General features: G+C 65.6%; 15 protein-coding genes. 14 read left to right on the top strand and 1 reads right to left on the bottom strand.

Going from position 1 to position 15190, the window contains the following annotated elements; genetic code table 11:
• Entirely contained in the window at positions 1-1083 is a 1083-nt protein-coding gene (gene queG / locus QUG01_RS06915; RefSeq protein ID WP_500829486.1) for a tRNA epoxyqueuosine(34) reductase QueG, read from the top strand.
• Here queG and QUG01_RS06910 read toward each other — a convergent pair.
• Positions 1080-1496 (bottom strand): MaoC family dehydratase, encoded by a 417-nt coding sequence (locus QUG01_RS06910; RefSeq protein WP_500829485.1) that lies wholly within the window; start codon positions 1494-1496, stop codon positions 1080-1082. The genes queG and QUG01_RS06910 overlap by 4 nt on opposite strands.
• A gap of 261 nt (positions 1497-1757) precedes the next feature.
• Here QUG01_RS06910 and QUG01_RS06905 point away from each other — a divergent pair, with 261 nt between their 5' ends.
• From QUG01_RS06905 to gspL, 13 genes are all read left to right on the top strand, one after another.
• Positions 1758-2507 (top strand): electron transfer flavoprotein subunit beta/FixA family protein, encoded by a 750-nt coding sequence (locus QUG01_RS06905; RefSeq protein ID WP_500829484.1) that lies wholly within the window; start codon positions 1758-1760, stop codon positions 2505-2507.
• A gap of 3 nt (positions 2508-2510) precedes the next feature.
• On the top strand, positions 2511-3443 hold the full coding sequence (locus QUG01_RS06900) for an electron transfer flavoprotein subunit alpha/FixB family protein (RefSeq protein WP_500829483.1): 933 nt from the start codon (positions 2511-2513) through the stop codon (positions 3441-3443).
• A 152-nt stretch (positions 3444-3595) separates the two neighbouring features.
• On the top strand, positions 3596-5377 hold the full coding sequence (locus QUG01_RS06895) for an acyl-CoA dehydrogenase (RefSeq protein ID WP_500829482.1): 1782 nt from the start codon (positions 3596-3598) through the stop codon (positions 5375-5377).
• A gap of 269 nt (positions 5378-5646) precedes the next feature.
• Positions 5647-6303 (top strand): type II secretion system protein N, encoded by a 657-nt coding sequence (locus tag QUG01_RS06890; protein ID WP_500829481.1) that lies wholly within the window; start codon positions 5647-5649, stop codon positions 6301-6303.
• Between the two features lie 9 nt (positions 6304-6312).
• Positions 6313-8421 carry a type II secretion system secretin GspD gene (gspD, locus tag QUG01_RS06885; protein WP_500829480.1) on the top strand — a complete coding sequence of 703 codons (2109 nt, stop codon included), beginning with the start codon at positions 6313-6315 and terminating at the stop codon, positions 8419-8421.
• Positions 8418-9878 carry a type II secretion system ATPase GspE gene (gene gspE, locus QUG01_RS06880; protein ID WP_500829479.1) on the top strand — a complete coding sequence of 487 codons (1461 nt, stop codon included), beginning with the start codon at positions 8418-8420 and terminating at the stop codon, positions 9876-9878. The genes gspD and gspE overlap by 4 nt, the downstream gene beginning before the upstream one ends.
• Complete coding sequence (gene gspF / locus QUG01_RS06875; protein WP_500829478.1) at positions 9878-11089, top strand: type II secretion system inner membrane protein GspF; 1212 nt, start codon at positions 9878-9880, stop codon at positions 11087-11089. Before gspE ends, gspF begins: the two co-directional genes overlap by 1 nt.
• Before the next feature lie 76 nt (positions 11090-11165).
• Entirely contained in the window at positions 11166-11609 is a 444-nt protein-coding gene (gspG, locus tag QUG01_RS06870; RefSeq protein WP_103316516.1) for a type II secretion system major pseudopilin GspG, read from the top strand.
• A gap of 15 nt (positions 11610-11624) precedes the next feature.
• Positions 11625-12101, top strand: coding sequence for a prepilin-type N-terminal cleavage/methylation domain-containing protein (locus QUG01_RS06865; RefSeq protein WP_500829477.1), 477 nt, complete (start codon positions 11625-11627; stop codon positions 12099-12101).
• Positions 12098-12478 (top strand): type II secretion system minor pseudopilin GspI, encoded by a 381-nt coding sequence (gene gspI, locus QUG01_RS06860; protein WP_500829476.1) that lies wholly within the window; start codon positions 12098-12100, stop codon positions 12476-12478. Before QUG01_RS06865 ends, gspI begins: the two co-directional genes overlap by 4 nt.
• A complete protein-coding gene (locus QUG01_RS06855; protein ID WP_500829475.1) occupies positions 12475-13056 on the top strand; it encodes a type II secretion system protein GspJ in 582 nt (193 codons plus the stop codon). The genes gspI and QUG01_RS06855 overlap by 4 nt, the downstream gene beginning before the upstream one ends.
• On the top strand, positions 13053-14042 hold the full coding sequence (gene gspK / locus QUG01_RS06850; protein WP_500829474.1) for a type II secretion system minor pseudopilin GspK: 990 nt from the start codon (positions 13053-13055) through the stop codon (positions 14040-14042). Before QUG01_RS06855 ends, gspK begins: the two co-directional genes overlap by 4 nt.
• A complete protein-coding gene (gene gspL / locus QUG01_RS06845) occupies positions 13999-15189 on the top strand; it encodes a type II secretion system protein GspL (protein WP_500829473.1) in 1191 nt (396 codons plus the stop codon). The genes gspK and gspL overlap by 44 nt, the downstream gene beginning before the upstream one ends.
• The last annotated feature ends 1 nt before the right edge of the window (position 15190 follow it).

The raw sequence follows: 15190 nt of genomic DNA, 5'->3' as shown, positions 1-15190 counted from the left end.
ATGACTGAGAATCCTCCTCAAAAACCGGATTATCCCGAATTGTCGCGCCAAATCAAAGCCTGGGCGCGCGAAGACGGCTTTGCCGATGCCCGGATCACCCGCGCGGCGCTGCCGCCAGAGGCCGAGCGCGAGCTCGAGGACTGGCTGGCGGCCGGCTACCATGGCGAGATGGACTACATGGCCCGCCACGGCGCATTGCGGGTCCGCCCCGCCGAACTGGTGCCGGGCACCTTGTCCGTCATCTCGCTGCGCATGAACTACTGGCCGGAGGCGAGGCCGGCCGAACAGGTGCTGGCCGATCCGTCGCTAGCCTATTTGTCGCGCTACGCGCTGGGCCGCGACTACCACAAGGTGCTGCGCAACCGCTTGCAAAAACTTGCCGAGCGCATCGAGGGCGCTATCGGCGCCTTCGGCTACCGGGTGTTCACCGACAGCGCGCCGCTGGCCGAAGTGGCGCTGGCGGCGCAGGCAGGCTTGGGTTGGCGCGGCAAGCACACATTATTGTTGACCAAGAAGCAGGGGTCGCTGTTTTTCCTGGGCGAAATCCTGACCGATCTGCCGCTGCCGCCGGACGAGGCGGAGGATGGACATTGCGGTCGTTGCACCCGTTGCCTGGATGTCTGTCCCACCGGCGCCATTGTCGAACCGTACAAGGTGGATGCGCGGCGCTGCATTTCCTACCTGACTATAGAACTGAAAGGCGCGATTCCGCATGAATTGCGTCCGCTGATCGGCAACCGGGTGTATGGCTGCGACGATTGCCAGCTGTTCTGTCCGTGGAATCGTTTCGGAGCTTTATCAGAAGAGTCTGATTTTGCGGTGCGTCATGGTTTGGATCGCGCCAGTCTGGTAGAACTGTTCGACTGGAGCGCGGAGGCATTCCGCGAGCGGATGGCCGGCAGCCCGATCTACCGCATCGGTTATCACAAGTGGCTGTCGAATCTGGCGGTTGGGTTGGGCAATGCGCCCACCAGCCCCGAAGTGATCGCCGCCTTGCGGCGGCGTCTGGATTTTCCCGACGAGCTGGTGGCCGAGCCGGTGCGCTGGGCCCTGGCTCGGCATGGCGTCAGTTCTGGCGATTAGCCGCGCGAAGGCGCAATCACCAAGGATTCGCCTTCCAGCACCACATGATCGCCAACGCGGCATTCGGTGGTCAGCCGCACCCGTTTCTTTTCCGGAATCAATTCCGCGACGGTGACGCGGGTGATCACGGTCTGTCCGATGCGGACCGGCGCCTTGAAGCGGGTGGACTGCGACAGGTAGATGGTGCCGTAGCCGGGCAGTCGGGTGCCGATCACGCCGGAGATCAGGCTGGCGGTCAGCATGCCGTGGGCGATGCGGGTCTCGAACGGCGTGGACGCCGCGTAAATCTGATCCAGATGCACGGGATTGTTGTCGCCGCTGACGGCGGAGAACAACAGCACGTCGGCCTCGGTGACGGTTTTGCCGGATTCGGCGCTTTGTCCCACGGCGAGGTCTTCGAAATAGACGGTCATGACAGCTCCACGGTTTATGACAAGGAAATGCTGCAATGCACTGCCGCATTGTGCCAGCTTCGCCTTGAAATGCAAACCCGCGGGAAATGACGTACTATCGACGCCGAGTTGCATTTTCACCACGCTTGGGGTGTCGGCATACAAACCAAACGCTCGTTTGAAATTTGCTTGGGGCATAATCAGACTCAGCTGGCCGTTCGTTGCCTTCCGCGTTTTCGGGCCTGAACCGGTCCTAACCCAACAGATGTTTGCTGGAGGAATATGAAAGTTCTAGTCGCAGTGAAGCGCGTTGTTGATTACAACGTGAAAGTCCGCGTCAAAGCCGACGGCAGCGACGTTGATATCGCCAACGTCAAGATGTCGATGAACCCGTTCGACGAAATCGCCGTCGAAGAAGCCGTGCGTCTGAAAGAAGCCGGCAAGGCGACCGAAATCGTCGTCGTGTCCATGGGCGTGAAGCAGTGCGAGGAAACCCTGCGCACCGCGCTGGCCATGGGCGCCGACCGCGCCATCCTGGTGGAAAGCGAAGCCGAGCTGCAGCCTTTGGCCGTGGCCAAGCTGCTGAAGGCCGTGGTAGAGAAGGAACAGCCGCAGCTGGTGATCCTGGGCAAGCAGGCGATCGACGACGACGCCAATCAGACTGGCCAGATGACCGCGGCGCTGCTGGGCTGGGCCCAAGGCACCTTCGCTTCCAAGGTTGACCTGTCGGCCGAGACCGCGGACGTGGTGCGCGAGATCGACGGCGGCCTGGAAACCGTCAAGCTGCGCCTGCCGGCCGTGGTCACCGCCGACCTGCGCCTGAACGAGCCGCGCTTCATCAAGCTGCCGAACATCATGGCCGCAAAGAAAAAGCCGCTGGACAAGACTACGCCGGCCGATCTGTCCGTCGATGTGACTCCGCGCCTGAAGACGCTGAAAGTGGCCGAACCGGCCAAGCGTTCCGCTGGGGTCAAGGTGGCGAATGCCGCCGAGCTGGTCGCCAAACTCAAGAACGAAGCAAAGGTGCTGTAAGACATGGCTATTCTCGTTATCGCTGAACACGACAACCAGAGCCTGAAAGCAGGCACCCTGAATACCGTCACCGCCGCCGCCAAGCTGGGCGAAGTGCACGTGCTGGTGGCCGGCCACAACGCCGCCGGCGCCGCCGATGCCGCCAAGAATCTGGCCGGCGTGTCCAAGGTGCTGTTGGCCGACGCCGCCCAATACGCCCATGGCCTGGCAGAAAACCTGTCCTCGCTGGTGGTGGGCCTGGCCAAGGCTTACAGCCACGTGCTGGCCCCGGCCTCGTCCTTCGGCAAGAACCTGCTGCCGCGCGTCGCCGCCTTGCTGGACGTGGCGCAGATTTCCGAAATCACCGCCATTGAATCGGCCGACACTTTTGTCCGTCCGATCTACGCCGGCAACGTGATGGCGACTGTGCAGTCGATCGACCCGATCAAGGTGATCACCGTGCGCACCACCGCTTTCGACGCGGCGGACCAGGGGGGCGCCGCAGTGGTGGAAAGCATCGCCGCCGGCGCAGAGAGCCAGGTATCGGTGTTTGTCGGCCAGGAACTGACCAAGTCCGACCGCCCGGAACTGGGTTCGGCCAAGGTCATCGTCTCCGGCGGCCGCGCGCTGGGTTCGGAAGAACAGTTCAAAGCGGTGGTCGAGCCGCTGGCCGACAAGCTGGCCGCCGCTGTGGGCGCCTCGCGCGCCGCGGTGGATGCCGGCTACGCGCCGAACGACTACCAGGTTGGCCAGACCGGCAAGGTCGTGGCGCCGCAGCTGTACATCGCCGTCGGCATCTCCGGCGCGATCCAGCACCTGGCGGGCATGAAGGACTCCAAGGTCATCGTCGCCATCAACAAGGATGAAGAGGCGCCGATCTTCCAGGTGGCCGATTACGGCATCGTGGGCGATCTGTTCACCGTGGTGCCGGAACTGATGGCCGAACTGTCGAAATAAGAGGCAGCCGGGGGCGGCCGCACGTGCCCCCGACCGAGCAGGCAGCATAGCCGCCGGAACCAACAACAGCAGCCGGCGCCCAAGAGTTGAGCGCCGGTTTTTTTACGGTCCGCCTTGGCGGCCCAACGCGAGAGAAACAGAGGAGAAGCGCGATGATTTATCACGCCCCAGTCAAAGACATCCGATTTGCCCTGAACGAGCTGGCCGATCTGCCGGCGATCTGCGGTCTGCCCGGCTACGGCGAGTGCTCGGTCGAGCTGACCGACGCGGTGCTGGAAGAGGCGGCCAAGTTCGCAGAAGGCGTGCTGGCGCCGATCAACAAGCAGGGCGATCAGGGCGCCAAGTGGCAGGATGGCGAAGTGACCGCCGCGCCGGGCTTCAAGGACGCCTGGCAGCAATATGTGGAATCGGGCTGGGTAGGCCTGCGCGCGCCGGAGGAATATGGCGGCCAGGGCATGCCGGCGTTGGTGGCGGCGGCGGCCGAGGAAATGTGGTGTTCGTCCAACCTGGCGTTCTCCCTGGCGCCGCTTTTGACGCTGGGCGCGGTGGAGGCCATCCATCACCACGCATCTGACGAGCTGAAGAATATCTATCTGCCGAAGATGGCCAGCGGCCAATGGACCGGCACCATGAACCTGACCGAGCCGCAGGCCGGCTCCGACCTGGCCCAGGTGCGTTCGCGCGCGGTGCCGGCGGCGGACGGCAGCTATCGCATCAGCGGCCAGAAAATCTTCATCACTTGGGGCGAGCACGACATGGCCGAGAACATCGTCCATCTGGTGCTGGCCCGTCTGCCGGACGCGCCGGCCGGCGTGAAGGGCATCTCGCTGTTCATCGTGCCCAAGTTCCTGGTCAATGCCGACGGTTCGCTCGGCGCGCGCAACGACGTGCGCTGCGTGTCGCTGGAGCACAAGCTGGGCATACACGGCAGCCCGACGGCGGTGATGAGCTTTGGCGATAACGATGGCGCGGTCGGCTATCTGGTGGGCGAGCCCAACAAGGGCTTGAACTATATGTTCACCATGATGAACCACGCCCGCCTGGGCGTGGGGATCGAGGGCATGGCGGTGTCGGAGCGCGCCTATCAAAAGGCGGTGGAGTATGCCCGCGAGCGCGTGCAGAGCCGCGCCGTCGGTTCGCCGGACCCGGCCGGCGTGGCCATCATCCAGCACCCGGATGTGCGCCGCATGCTGATGACCATGCGCGCCCAGATCGAAGCGCAGCGCGCGCTGACCTTCTACGCCGCCGCCGCGCTGGACCGCGCCGCCCGCCATCCGGCCCCTGCCGAGGCCGCGCGCAACCAGGCGCTGCTGAACTTCCTGATCCCCATCGTCAAGGGCTGGAACACCGAGCAGGCCAACGAGATCACCAGCCTGGCCATCCAGGTGCACGGCGGCATGGGCTTCATCGAGGAAACCGGCGTCGCCCAGTACTATCGCGACGCCCGCATCACCGCCATTTACGAAGGCACCACCGGCATCCAGGCGCTGGACCTGATCGGCCGCAAGACTGCGGCCGAGCATGGCGTCACCGCCCGCGCGCTGCTGGGCGAGGCCCAGTCCACCGTCACCAAGCTGCAGGCCGCGGGTTTCGACAGCATAGCCGGCAATCTGGCGTCCGCCATCGCCGATGCCGAGAGCTGCGTCGCCTTCATTCTGGAAACCTTCGGCAGCCAGCCGCAACTGGCCGCCGCCGGTTCGGTGCCGTTCCTGAAGCTGATGGGCATCGTGCTGGGCGGTTGGCAGCTCGGCCGCGCCGCGCTGATCGCCAAAGACAAGCTGCAGGAGGCTGACGCGGACGCCGATTTCCTGAACGCCAAGATCGTCACCGCCCGCTTCTTCGCCGAACATCTGCTGCCGCAGGCGTCCGGCCTGGCCGCGGCCATCGTGCGCGGGGCGGATAGCGTGCTGGCGCTGGATGAAGCCCAGTTCTGAGCTTGCTTTGATTTATCATGACGCCACGGCATGCCGTGGCGTTTTTTATGCGAGAATGCAGAAAATTCCATGCCGCAAGGATTGAAATGTTTGCGGCATGAGGCTTGCAAGCCAGTCTCCTTATGGTTCGCTTGTAAATATTAACGATGGCTGAAATTTGATCTGTCATCAAAACTACTTGCAAGCTATTGCAAAATCGCCGCCTTGCTGCTTAATCTAGCGTGCCAAGGCGGGATGTGTTCAGCATAATTTTTGATGGCGGGAAGTCGATGGGTCTCGGGGATCACAACAAGTTGGTCGGCAAGTTGAATTTCGACAAGCTGCGCTTGCCGGGCGCGCAATGGCACAAAGCCTTGCCTGCGCTGGCGGTGGGCATTGCCGTGTTCTGGCTTGGCCAGCAGTTGAGCGGCTGGCTATCCCCGTCGTCGCGCGCGTACCGGGCGCTGGCGCCGGCCCAGCCGCAGGCCGCGGCGGCGGCTGTGGCTCAGGGACACTGGTTTGGCGAGGCGCCGCAGCAGCAGGCCGCCGCGCTGCCGCCGCTGCGCCTGCTGGGCGTGTATGCGCCTTCGCTGCCCGGCGTCCTGGGTTTCGCCATCGTGGACAACAACGGCCATGCCGAACCGCTGCTGCAGGGCAAACAAACCGCTGACGGCTGGGAGTTGGTGAAAGTCGCGCCGAATGGCGTGACCATCCGTTCCGGCGGCAGCGAGCAGTTCGTTCCGCTGCAGGCCCGCAATGGCGGTGCGGGCGGCGCGGACGCCGCGACGCAGCCGCCGCCCCAGGCGCCCGGCCAGATGCAGCCCCCTCCGATGCCCGGCGCAGTGCCGGTGCCGGTGCCGGTGCCGGTGCCGGTGCCCAGCCAGAATTCCGTACCCGATGCTCCGCCCCAACCCGCGGTCGATCCTGCCGCGATGATTCGCCAATAAGAGAGTGCAATGCGAATTTCCAAACTCGTCGCCACCCTGGCCTTGGTCTACAGCTGTCAACTGCTGGCGGCGCCGCAGAACGACACGGTGATGCTCAACTTCGTCAACGCCGACATCGAGACCGTGGTCAAGGCGATAGGCGAAATCAGCGGCAAGAACTTCATCATCGATCCGCGCGTCAAGGGCACGGTCAATATCGTGTCCAGCCGGCCGGTGCCGCGCGCCTTGTCCTATCAGGTGCTGCTGTCGTCGTTGCGGCTGCAGGGTTTCTCCGCAGTGGAAGGCAATGGCGTGATCAAGATCGTGCCGGAGGCCGACGCCAAGCTGCATGCCCGGGCGGTCAAGCGCGTGCCGCGCGGCGACGGCGACCGGCTGATCACCAAGGTATTCGCGCTGCAGAACAGCAACGCCAATCAACTGGTTCCGGTGATCCGGCCCTTGGTGTCGCCCAACAACACGGTGGCGGCCTATCCGCAGTCCAACGCCCTGATCGTCACCGACTACGCCGAGAACATCCAGCGCATCGAGTCCATCATCGAGTCGGTGGAGTCGGCCGCCTCCGGCGACACCGCGGTGATTCCGGTGCTGTTCGGCTCGGCGGTGGAATTGGCCGGCACCTTGAACAAGCTGATGCAGGACGGTGGCGCAGAGGGCGGCAAGACCAGCATCCTGGCCGATCCGCGCGCCAATGTGCTGATGGTCAAGACCGACGCGCCAGGCAAGATAGGCAAGATCAAGAGCCTGCTGAAGGTGCTGGACCAGCCGAGCCAGGCCGGCTCCAATGTGCGGGTGGTGTATCTGAAGAACGCCCAGGCCGCCGATCTGGCCAAGACGCTGCGCACATTGCTCGCCAGCGAAGGGAGTCCGGTTCAGTCTCGCAGCACCATCAGCGCCACCGGTTCTGGCGGCAGCGCCAGCCTGATGAGCGGCGTAGGTGGCAGCCAGTCAGGCAACGGCAACACGGCGCCCAGCGCCGCGCCCGTGATGGATAATGCCGCGCCAGCCGCATCCGCGGCTTCCTCAAGCCCCGCCGGCGTCGGCGTCGGCGCCATGATTCAGGCCGATAGCAACAGCAACGCGCTGATCCTCAACGTGCCCGATCCGATGTACCAGAACCTGCGCAATGTGATCGACTTGCTCGACAAGCGCCGCGCCCAGGTTTACGTGGAAGCGCTGGTCATGGAGGTGTCGGCCAGCCGCGATACCAAGATCGGCGTGCAGTGGTCGGCCAAGGTGGGTAATAACGGGCTGATCGGCGGCAGCTACCCCAAGGCGCCGCCTATTGTGGGCCAGAGCACCGCCACCACGCCGACCCCGTTTGCCAACCTGGTCAACAGCCTGACCGGCGGCGGCTTGACGGCTGGCATCATCAACAATATCACGGTCGGCGGGGTGCAGATCCCCACGCTGGGACTGTTGGCGCAGGCGCTGGAGGATGAGGCTCAGGGCAATCTGGTGGCCAGCCCGCAGCTGGTCACCATGGACAATGAAAAAGCCAAGATCGTCATCGGCCAGGAAGTCGGCGTCAAGACTGCCGCTTATGCCGCCGGCTCAAGCGGTAGCAGCAGCGCGCCTTACAATACCTATGACCGCAAGACGGTGGGCTTTGGCCTGGAGATCACGCCGCAGATTTCCGAGAGCGGCACCATACGCCTGAAGATCAGCCAGGCGGCCGATTCCATCGACGCGCAGACGCTGAATAACGACGCCGGCCCCACCTTCAATCGCCGCACCCTGGATACCGTGGTGACGGTCAACGATGGCGGCATGGTGGCGCTGGGCGGCCTGACTCAGCAAAATACCGGCAATACCGAACAGAAAGTGCCGCTGCTTGGCGATATTCCCTTCCTGGGCAACTTTTTCAAGTATCAGGAAAAGTCCAACGACAAGAAAAATCTGATGATTTTCATCCGCCCCACCATCATCCGCGACGAAACGGGCAACCGCGCCGTAGCGGAAGAGCGTTATCGCTACCTGAAAGCCGACACGGTGGAGACGGCAAATCAGAAAATGACCTTGGATCCGAAGGAAATGCTGAAGCTGGTGCCTAAGGGCGGTATCAGCGATGCGCTGAATTCGATGAGCCAAGCGGAAGACAAAGCCAAGGCAGCGCAATGATGTCGGCCAAGCTCTCCACCTTGCTGCCGTTTCCCTTCGCCCGCGCCAACGGGGTGATTCTGCTGGATGGCGAGAGCGGCCGCCAGCTGCTGCTGCGCGAGGACGCGCGGCCGGCGGCCTGGGCCGAGGCGCTGCGCCTGCACGGCGGGCCGCTGGTGGGCGCGGAAACTTTGACAGCCGCCCAGTTCGACAAGCGCTTGTCCGAGCACTACGCCAGCCGAGACGGCGCGGCGGCGGAAATGATGGACGACATCGGCCAGGACATGGACCTGAACCAGATGGTCGAATCCTTGCCCACGGTGGAGGACCTGCTGGAGAGCGAGGGCGACGCGCCCATCATCCGCATGATCAACGCCTTGTTGACGCAGGCGCTGCGCGACGGCGCGTCGGACATCCACATCGAAGCGTTTGAAGACCGCTCCGTCGTCCGCTTCCGCCTGGACGGCACGCTGCGCGACGTGGTCAGCCCGCACCGCGCGCTGCACGCGGCCATGGTGTCGCGGATCAAGATCATGTCCGGCATGGACATCGCCGAAAAACGCATCCCGCAAGATGGCCGCATCTCGCTGCGCCTGGGCGGCCGGCCGGTGGACGTGCGCGTCTCCACGCTGCCCACCAGCCACGGCGAGCGCGTGGTGCTGCGTCTCTTGGACAAGGAAAACGCGCGGCTGGACCTGGCCACGCTGGGCATGGCCGCCGACACCCTGGCCTCGGTCGACAAACTGATCAATCAGCCGCACGGCATCCTTTTGGTCACCGGCCCCACCGGCTCCGGCAAGACCACCACGCTGTACGCCGCGCTGTCGCGCCTGGACGCCAGACACACCAATATCATGACGGTGGAAGACCCGGTGGAGTACCACCTGGACGGCGTGGGCCAGACCCAGGTCAATCCCAAGATCGACATGAGCTTCGCCAAGGCCCTGCGCGCCATTCTGCGCCAGGACCCGGACGTGGTGATGATAGGCGAGATCCGCGACCTGGAAACCGCGCAGATCGCGGTGCAGGCGTCCTTGACCGGCCACCTGGTGCTGGCGACGCTGCACACCAACGACGCCGCCAGCGCGGTGACGCGGCTCACCGACATGGGCGTGGAGCCGTTTCTGCTGGCGTCCAGCTTGCTGGGCGTGATGGCGCAGCGTCTGGTGCGCCGCGTCTGCCCGCAGTGCAAGGCGCCGCACCCGGTGCCGCTGGAAGACGATCCGTCCGCGGTGCACTATCGGCCCGTCGGTTGCCCGGCTTGCGGCGGCTCCGGCTACAAGGGGCGTTACGGCATCTACGAGCTGATGCTGGTGGACGACACCATGCAGCGGCTGATCCATGACCGCGCCTCCGAGCAGCGCCTGCGCGACCATGCCGCGCGCCACGGCATGCGCAGCCTGCGCGACGACGGCCTGCGCTGGGTCAAGGCCGGCGAAACCAGCCTGGAAGAAATCCTGCGGGTGACGAGGAGCTGATGGCCGCCTTCAAGTACACCGCTTACGACGCGGCGGGCAAGGAGCAAAGCGGACTGTTGGAGGCCGACTCCGCCCGCGCCGCGCGCGCGCAGCTGCGCGAACGCGGCTTGCTGCCGGTGACGGTGGACAGCGTCAATGCCAAGACCGGCGGCGCGGCCAGCAATGTGCTGCGCCGCGGCCTGCCGCGCGCCGAATTGGTGATGATCACCGAGCAGCTGTCCACCTTGCTGAATGCCGGCTTGACGCTGGAAAAAGCGCTGACCGCCGTGACCGAGCAAGCGGAAAACCCGCGCAGCCGCACGGTGCTGGCCGCGCTGCGCAGCGACATCCTGGAGGGCAAGAGCTTCGCCCAGGCGCTGTCCGCCGCGCCCGGCGTGTTTTCGCCCCTGTACCGCTCGCTGGTGCAGGCCGGCGAGCAATCCGGCCACCTGGACATGGTGATGGCGCGCCTGGCGGAATACCTGGACAAGCGCCAGAACACGCAGCAGAAAGTCACGCTGGCCTTGGCCTATCCGGCGGTGGTGACCCTGGTGGCCATCCTGGTGGTGGCCGGCCTGATGAGCTATGTCGTGCCGCAGGTGGTCAGCGTCTTCGCCCAGACCAAGCAGACGCTGCCGTTTCTGACCCGCGCCCTGATGGCCTGCAGCGATTTCCTGCGCCAGTGGGGCGTGGCCTTGCTGATTGCCATCGTCGCCGCGGTGTTTTTGGCCGCGCGCGCCTTGCGCGCGCCGGCGCTGAAACGCCGCTTCCACGAGCGGGTGCTGAAGCTGCCGGTGTTCGGCCGCCTGTTCCGCGCGCTGAACACCGCGCGCATGGCCAGCACGCTGTCCATTCTGGTCGGTTCCGGCGTGCCGCTGCTGACCGCGCTGGAAACCGCGCGCGGACTGATGTCCATGCTGCCGATGCAGGACGCGGTGGCCGACGCGATGAACAAGGTGCGCGAGGGGATTTCGCTGTCGCGCGCGCTGAACGCCAGCAAGAAGTTTCCGCCGGTGCTGATCCACCTGATTTCCAGCGGCGAGGCCAGCGGGACGCTTTCGCACATGCTGGACCGCGCCGCCCAGCAGCAGGAGCAGGAGGTCGAGCGCAAGCTGGCCACCTTCACCACCCTGATGGAGCCGCTGCTGATCCTGGTGATGGGCGGCATGGTGCTGTTGATCGTGCTGGCCATCATGATGCCTATCATCGACATGAACCAGATGGTGCATTGAACGGCATATCTCGACCATTCAAGCTTGTAACCCGCCAAATCGATTCGGGCGGTGATATTGAAACTCAGGAGTCACAATGAAACAGCTCAAACACGCCGCCCAGCGCGGCTTCACCCTGATCGAAATCATGGTGGTGATCGTCATCCTCGGCGTGCTGGCCGCGCTGGTGGTGCCCAAGGTGATGAGTCGGCCGGACGAGGCGCGCATCGTCGCCGCCAAGCAGGACATCGGCGCCATCAGCCAGGCGCTGAAGCTGTACCGCCTGGACAACGGCCGCTACCCGACCACCGACCAGGGCCTGCAGGCGCTGGTGCAGAAGCCGGCCGCCGCGCCGGAGCCTAAGAACTGGAAGCCCGGCGGCTATCTGGAGCGCCTGCCCAAGGATCCGTGGGGCAATCCGTATCAATACGCCAATCCCGGCACTCATGGCGAGATCGACATCTGGAGCTTCGGCGCCGATGGCCAGCCGGGCGGCGAAGGCAACGACGCCGACATCGGCAACTGGGACAGCGGCAAGTAAGCCGGAGGGCTGGACTTGAGCCTGGCGGCGCGCGCGCGCGGCTTCACGCTGATCGAGGTGATGGTGGTGATGCTGATCATCGGCGTCCTCGCCACCACCGTCACGCTGAGCCTGAGGCCGGACACCCATCGTCTGTTGAGCGACGAGGGCTACCGCTTCGCGCGCGTGCTGGAGCAGGCCGGCGACGCCGCCGAGATGGGCGACATGCTGGCCTTGAGCTGGAACGGCAAAGGCTATGTTTTCGCGCGGCAGGACGATAACGGCAACTGGAGCCAGGTCAACGACGAATTGCTCGCGCCGCACGCGTGGCCGGACGGCATCGCCGGCGGAGGTTTGTTGCTGGATGGCCAGTCGTGGCCAGCCGATAGGCCGCTGTTGCTATGGCAGAACGGCCGCGCCGCCGCTCTGGCGCTGCAACTGGACGGCGCGGGCCGCAAGCTGACGGTGCTGCAGTCTCCGCTGGGGCGGGTGACCGTGACGGACGGCTCATGAAGCGGCAAGCAGGTTTCACCTTGTTCGAAGTGCTGGTCGCGCTGGCCATCATCGCGGTGGCGCTGGGCGCGCTGTTGCGCGCCACCGGCCTGGCGGCCGACAACGCCGAAGGCATGGAGCGGCGGATGCAGGCCAACTGGGAGGCGCAGAACCAGATCGCCGCGATGCAGGCGCTGCGCCAGTTTCCCGAGCCGGGGCAGCAGGCCGGCGAAAGCAAATCCGATGGCGTGGAGTGGCGCTGGGAGCGCGAGGTAAGCACCACGCCGAATCCGAATTTCCGCAAGGTGGTGGTGCGCATTCTGGCGCCGGGCGCCGGCCGCTACGTGCTGGCCGAGATCACAGGCTATCTGAGGCAGCAGCCGGGAGGCGGCGGTTGAGCGCGCGCAAGCAGGGCGGCATGACGCTGCTGGAAATCCTGGTGGCGATGAGCCTGTTGGCCATTCTGTCGGTGATGGGATACAAGGCATTCGGCTCCTTGTTGATCGCCCGCGAGCGGCTGATGCAGACCGGCCAGCAGTGGGTGGATGCCGCGCGCGCCTTCCGCCGGCTGGAGAGCGACCTGACAGGCCTGCAGCCGCAGGCCAGCCAGGCCGATCCGATGCAAGGCCAGGCGCTGGGCGCCAGCACGCTGACCTTGCAGCAGGATGGCAATGGCCAGACGCTGGCGTTGGAGTCGGTGTCCACCCGCTATCCCAGCGGCAAGGAGCGTGTGATCTACCATGCCGGGGCGGGCGGACTGTCGTGGTCGGCCGGCGATGCCGGCGGCGGCCAGCCGGCGGTCTATCCGCTATTGGGCGCGGAGATGAAAGTGAGCTGGCGTGTGTTGCTGAATGATGGCAGCTGGCAGGATGCCTGGCCCAGCGGCGGTGGCCAGGGCCTGTCCGCGCGCGGGCTGGAAATGCGCATCGCGATGCCGGGCGCGCGGCAGGTGCATAGATTGTGGGTGTTGCCATGAGGCGGCAGTCCGGCATGGCGGTGATCATGGCGCTGCTGATCGTGGCGCTGGCCACCACGGCGGCCAGCCTGGTGCTGTGGCAGCAGGGCTTGTGGTGGCATCAGCTGGAAAACGACAAGAGCCGCGCCCAGCTGCGGCTGGTGGCCGAGGCGGGCCTGGGCTGGGCGATGGAAATCCTGCGCTTCAATAATGTCAGCGGCAACGGCGTGGTGGCGTTGTCCCAGCTTTGGGCGCAGCCCCTGCCGCAGACCGAGGCGCAGGGCGTGAAGGTCAGCGGCGCGCTGACCGATTTGCAGGGGCGCTTCAACATCAACTCGCTGGTCAATGACGGCGGGCAGGTGGATAAGGACCAGCTGATGTTTTACCGCGACCTGCTGAAGACGCTGAGCCTGCCCAGCACCTTGTCCGAACCCTTGCTGCGCAAGCTGCGCGGCTTGTCGGACAGCGAGGACCCGCTGGCGCAGCCCGATCAGGGCGCGGCGCCGCGGCCCAGCCATCCGCTGGCGCGGGTGGAAATGCTGCGCTGGTTGCCGGGCTACACGCCAGAGGTGATGGACAAGCTGTCGCCGCACATCGCCGCCTTGCCGCCGACGGCGACGACGATCAACGTCAATACCGCCACGGACAAGGTGCTGAAGACGCTGATGCCGGGGATAGGCGATGGCAATCTGATGGTGATGATGAAGCAGCGGCAGACCGTTTACTACCGCGACAAGGCCGATTTTCTGGCCCGGCCGCCGGGCAATATGGTCAAGAGCAACTTCGGCAATATGGTAGGCGTCGCCTCCAATTATTTTCTGCTCGACAGCCGCTCCAGCTATGGCAAGGCCAAGCTGCGGATGCGGGCGATGATTTACAGCAACCTCAATGTCGTCCGGCTGGTGTGGCGACAGGATGGCAATGACGACCGCGCCCTGGCGGCGCGGTCTGGTGGAGAAATCAATGACGACGCTGCGACTCTATCTGCGGGCGGGTTGGCCCGATAGCGAGCCGGGCCTGCCGTGGGCTTTGCTGGGCGCGCGCGGCGAACTGGCCGCGCAGGGCGACAGCACGCCCGGAGGATGGCCCAAGGCCGACCATTGCGAACTAGTGCTGCCGGCAGGCCGCACGCTGTTCAGCGAGGTGAAACTGCCGGATGCGGTGAAGCAGCCGACGCCTGCGGTGATAGGCTTCGCGCTGGAAGAGGGCTTGGGCAATGACCCGGCGTCCAATCTGTACGCGCTGGGCGACGCAGGGGCCGACGGCCGGCGTGCGGTCGCTGTGACCGAGGCGGCGGCGGTGCGCCGCGCCGTGGCCATGTTGAAGAGCCTGGGCCGGCTGTGCGACCGCATCGTGCCGGAGGAGTGCCTGCTGGCGCCGCCGCCGGCTGGCGGCTGGAGCGTGACGCGCCTGGCCGACCGCTGGCTGGTGCGCGCCGCTTCGCCTTTCGCCGCGAGCTTGCCGCGCGGCGGCGCGGCGCTGGAGCAGGCGCTGTTCAGCTCGTTGCTGACCGCTGCCGTGCCGGCCCGCTTGCAGCTGAGCGGGGTGGACAGCGCGGACGAACTATTGTCGCGGCTGCCGGGGTGGCAGGGCGAAACCGCGCGCGGCGAGGCTTACGATTGGCGCAGCGGCCGCCGCCATGGCCACTTCGACTTCGCTCAAGGCGAGCTGGCGGCCAACCGGCGTTGGCGCGACTGGGCGCCGTCGCTGAAACGGGCGGGCTGGCTGCTGGGCGGCTTGCTCGCGGCGCAGCTGGCGCTGACGCTGAGCCAGTCCGCCTGGTATGCCTGGCAGAAGTACAGCCTGTCGCAGCAGATCAGGAGCGCCGCCACGCCGTGGATAGGCGGCCAGGCCTTGCCGGGCAGCAGCGCCTTGCCCATGCTGCGCGCGGTGGACAAGCTCAGGCTGAGCCATGGCCTGCCGGCGCGCGACGATATGGTGGAACTGATGGGCGCGCTGGCGGCGGTGGCCGGACGCGACCTGCAGGTGCGCCAAATGGAATATGAGGCCGGCCGGCTGAAGCTGCAGGTCGCGGAGGTGCCGGCGGAAAGCCTGGCGCGCTGGCGCAAGCTGCTGGCGGCGCGGCAGATCATGCTGGACGCGACGAGCAGTCAGCCCGGCAGCAAGCAACTGGTGGTGGCGCGGGAGCCGTGAC

The sequence above is a fragment of the Chromobacterium sp. CCUG 76385 genome, assembly GCF_059916625.1.
Note: the sequence above shows the minus strand (reverse complement) of the source record. Positions and strands in the feature narration are given on the sequence as shown.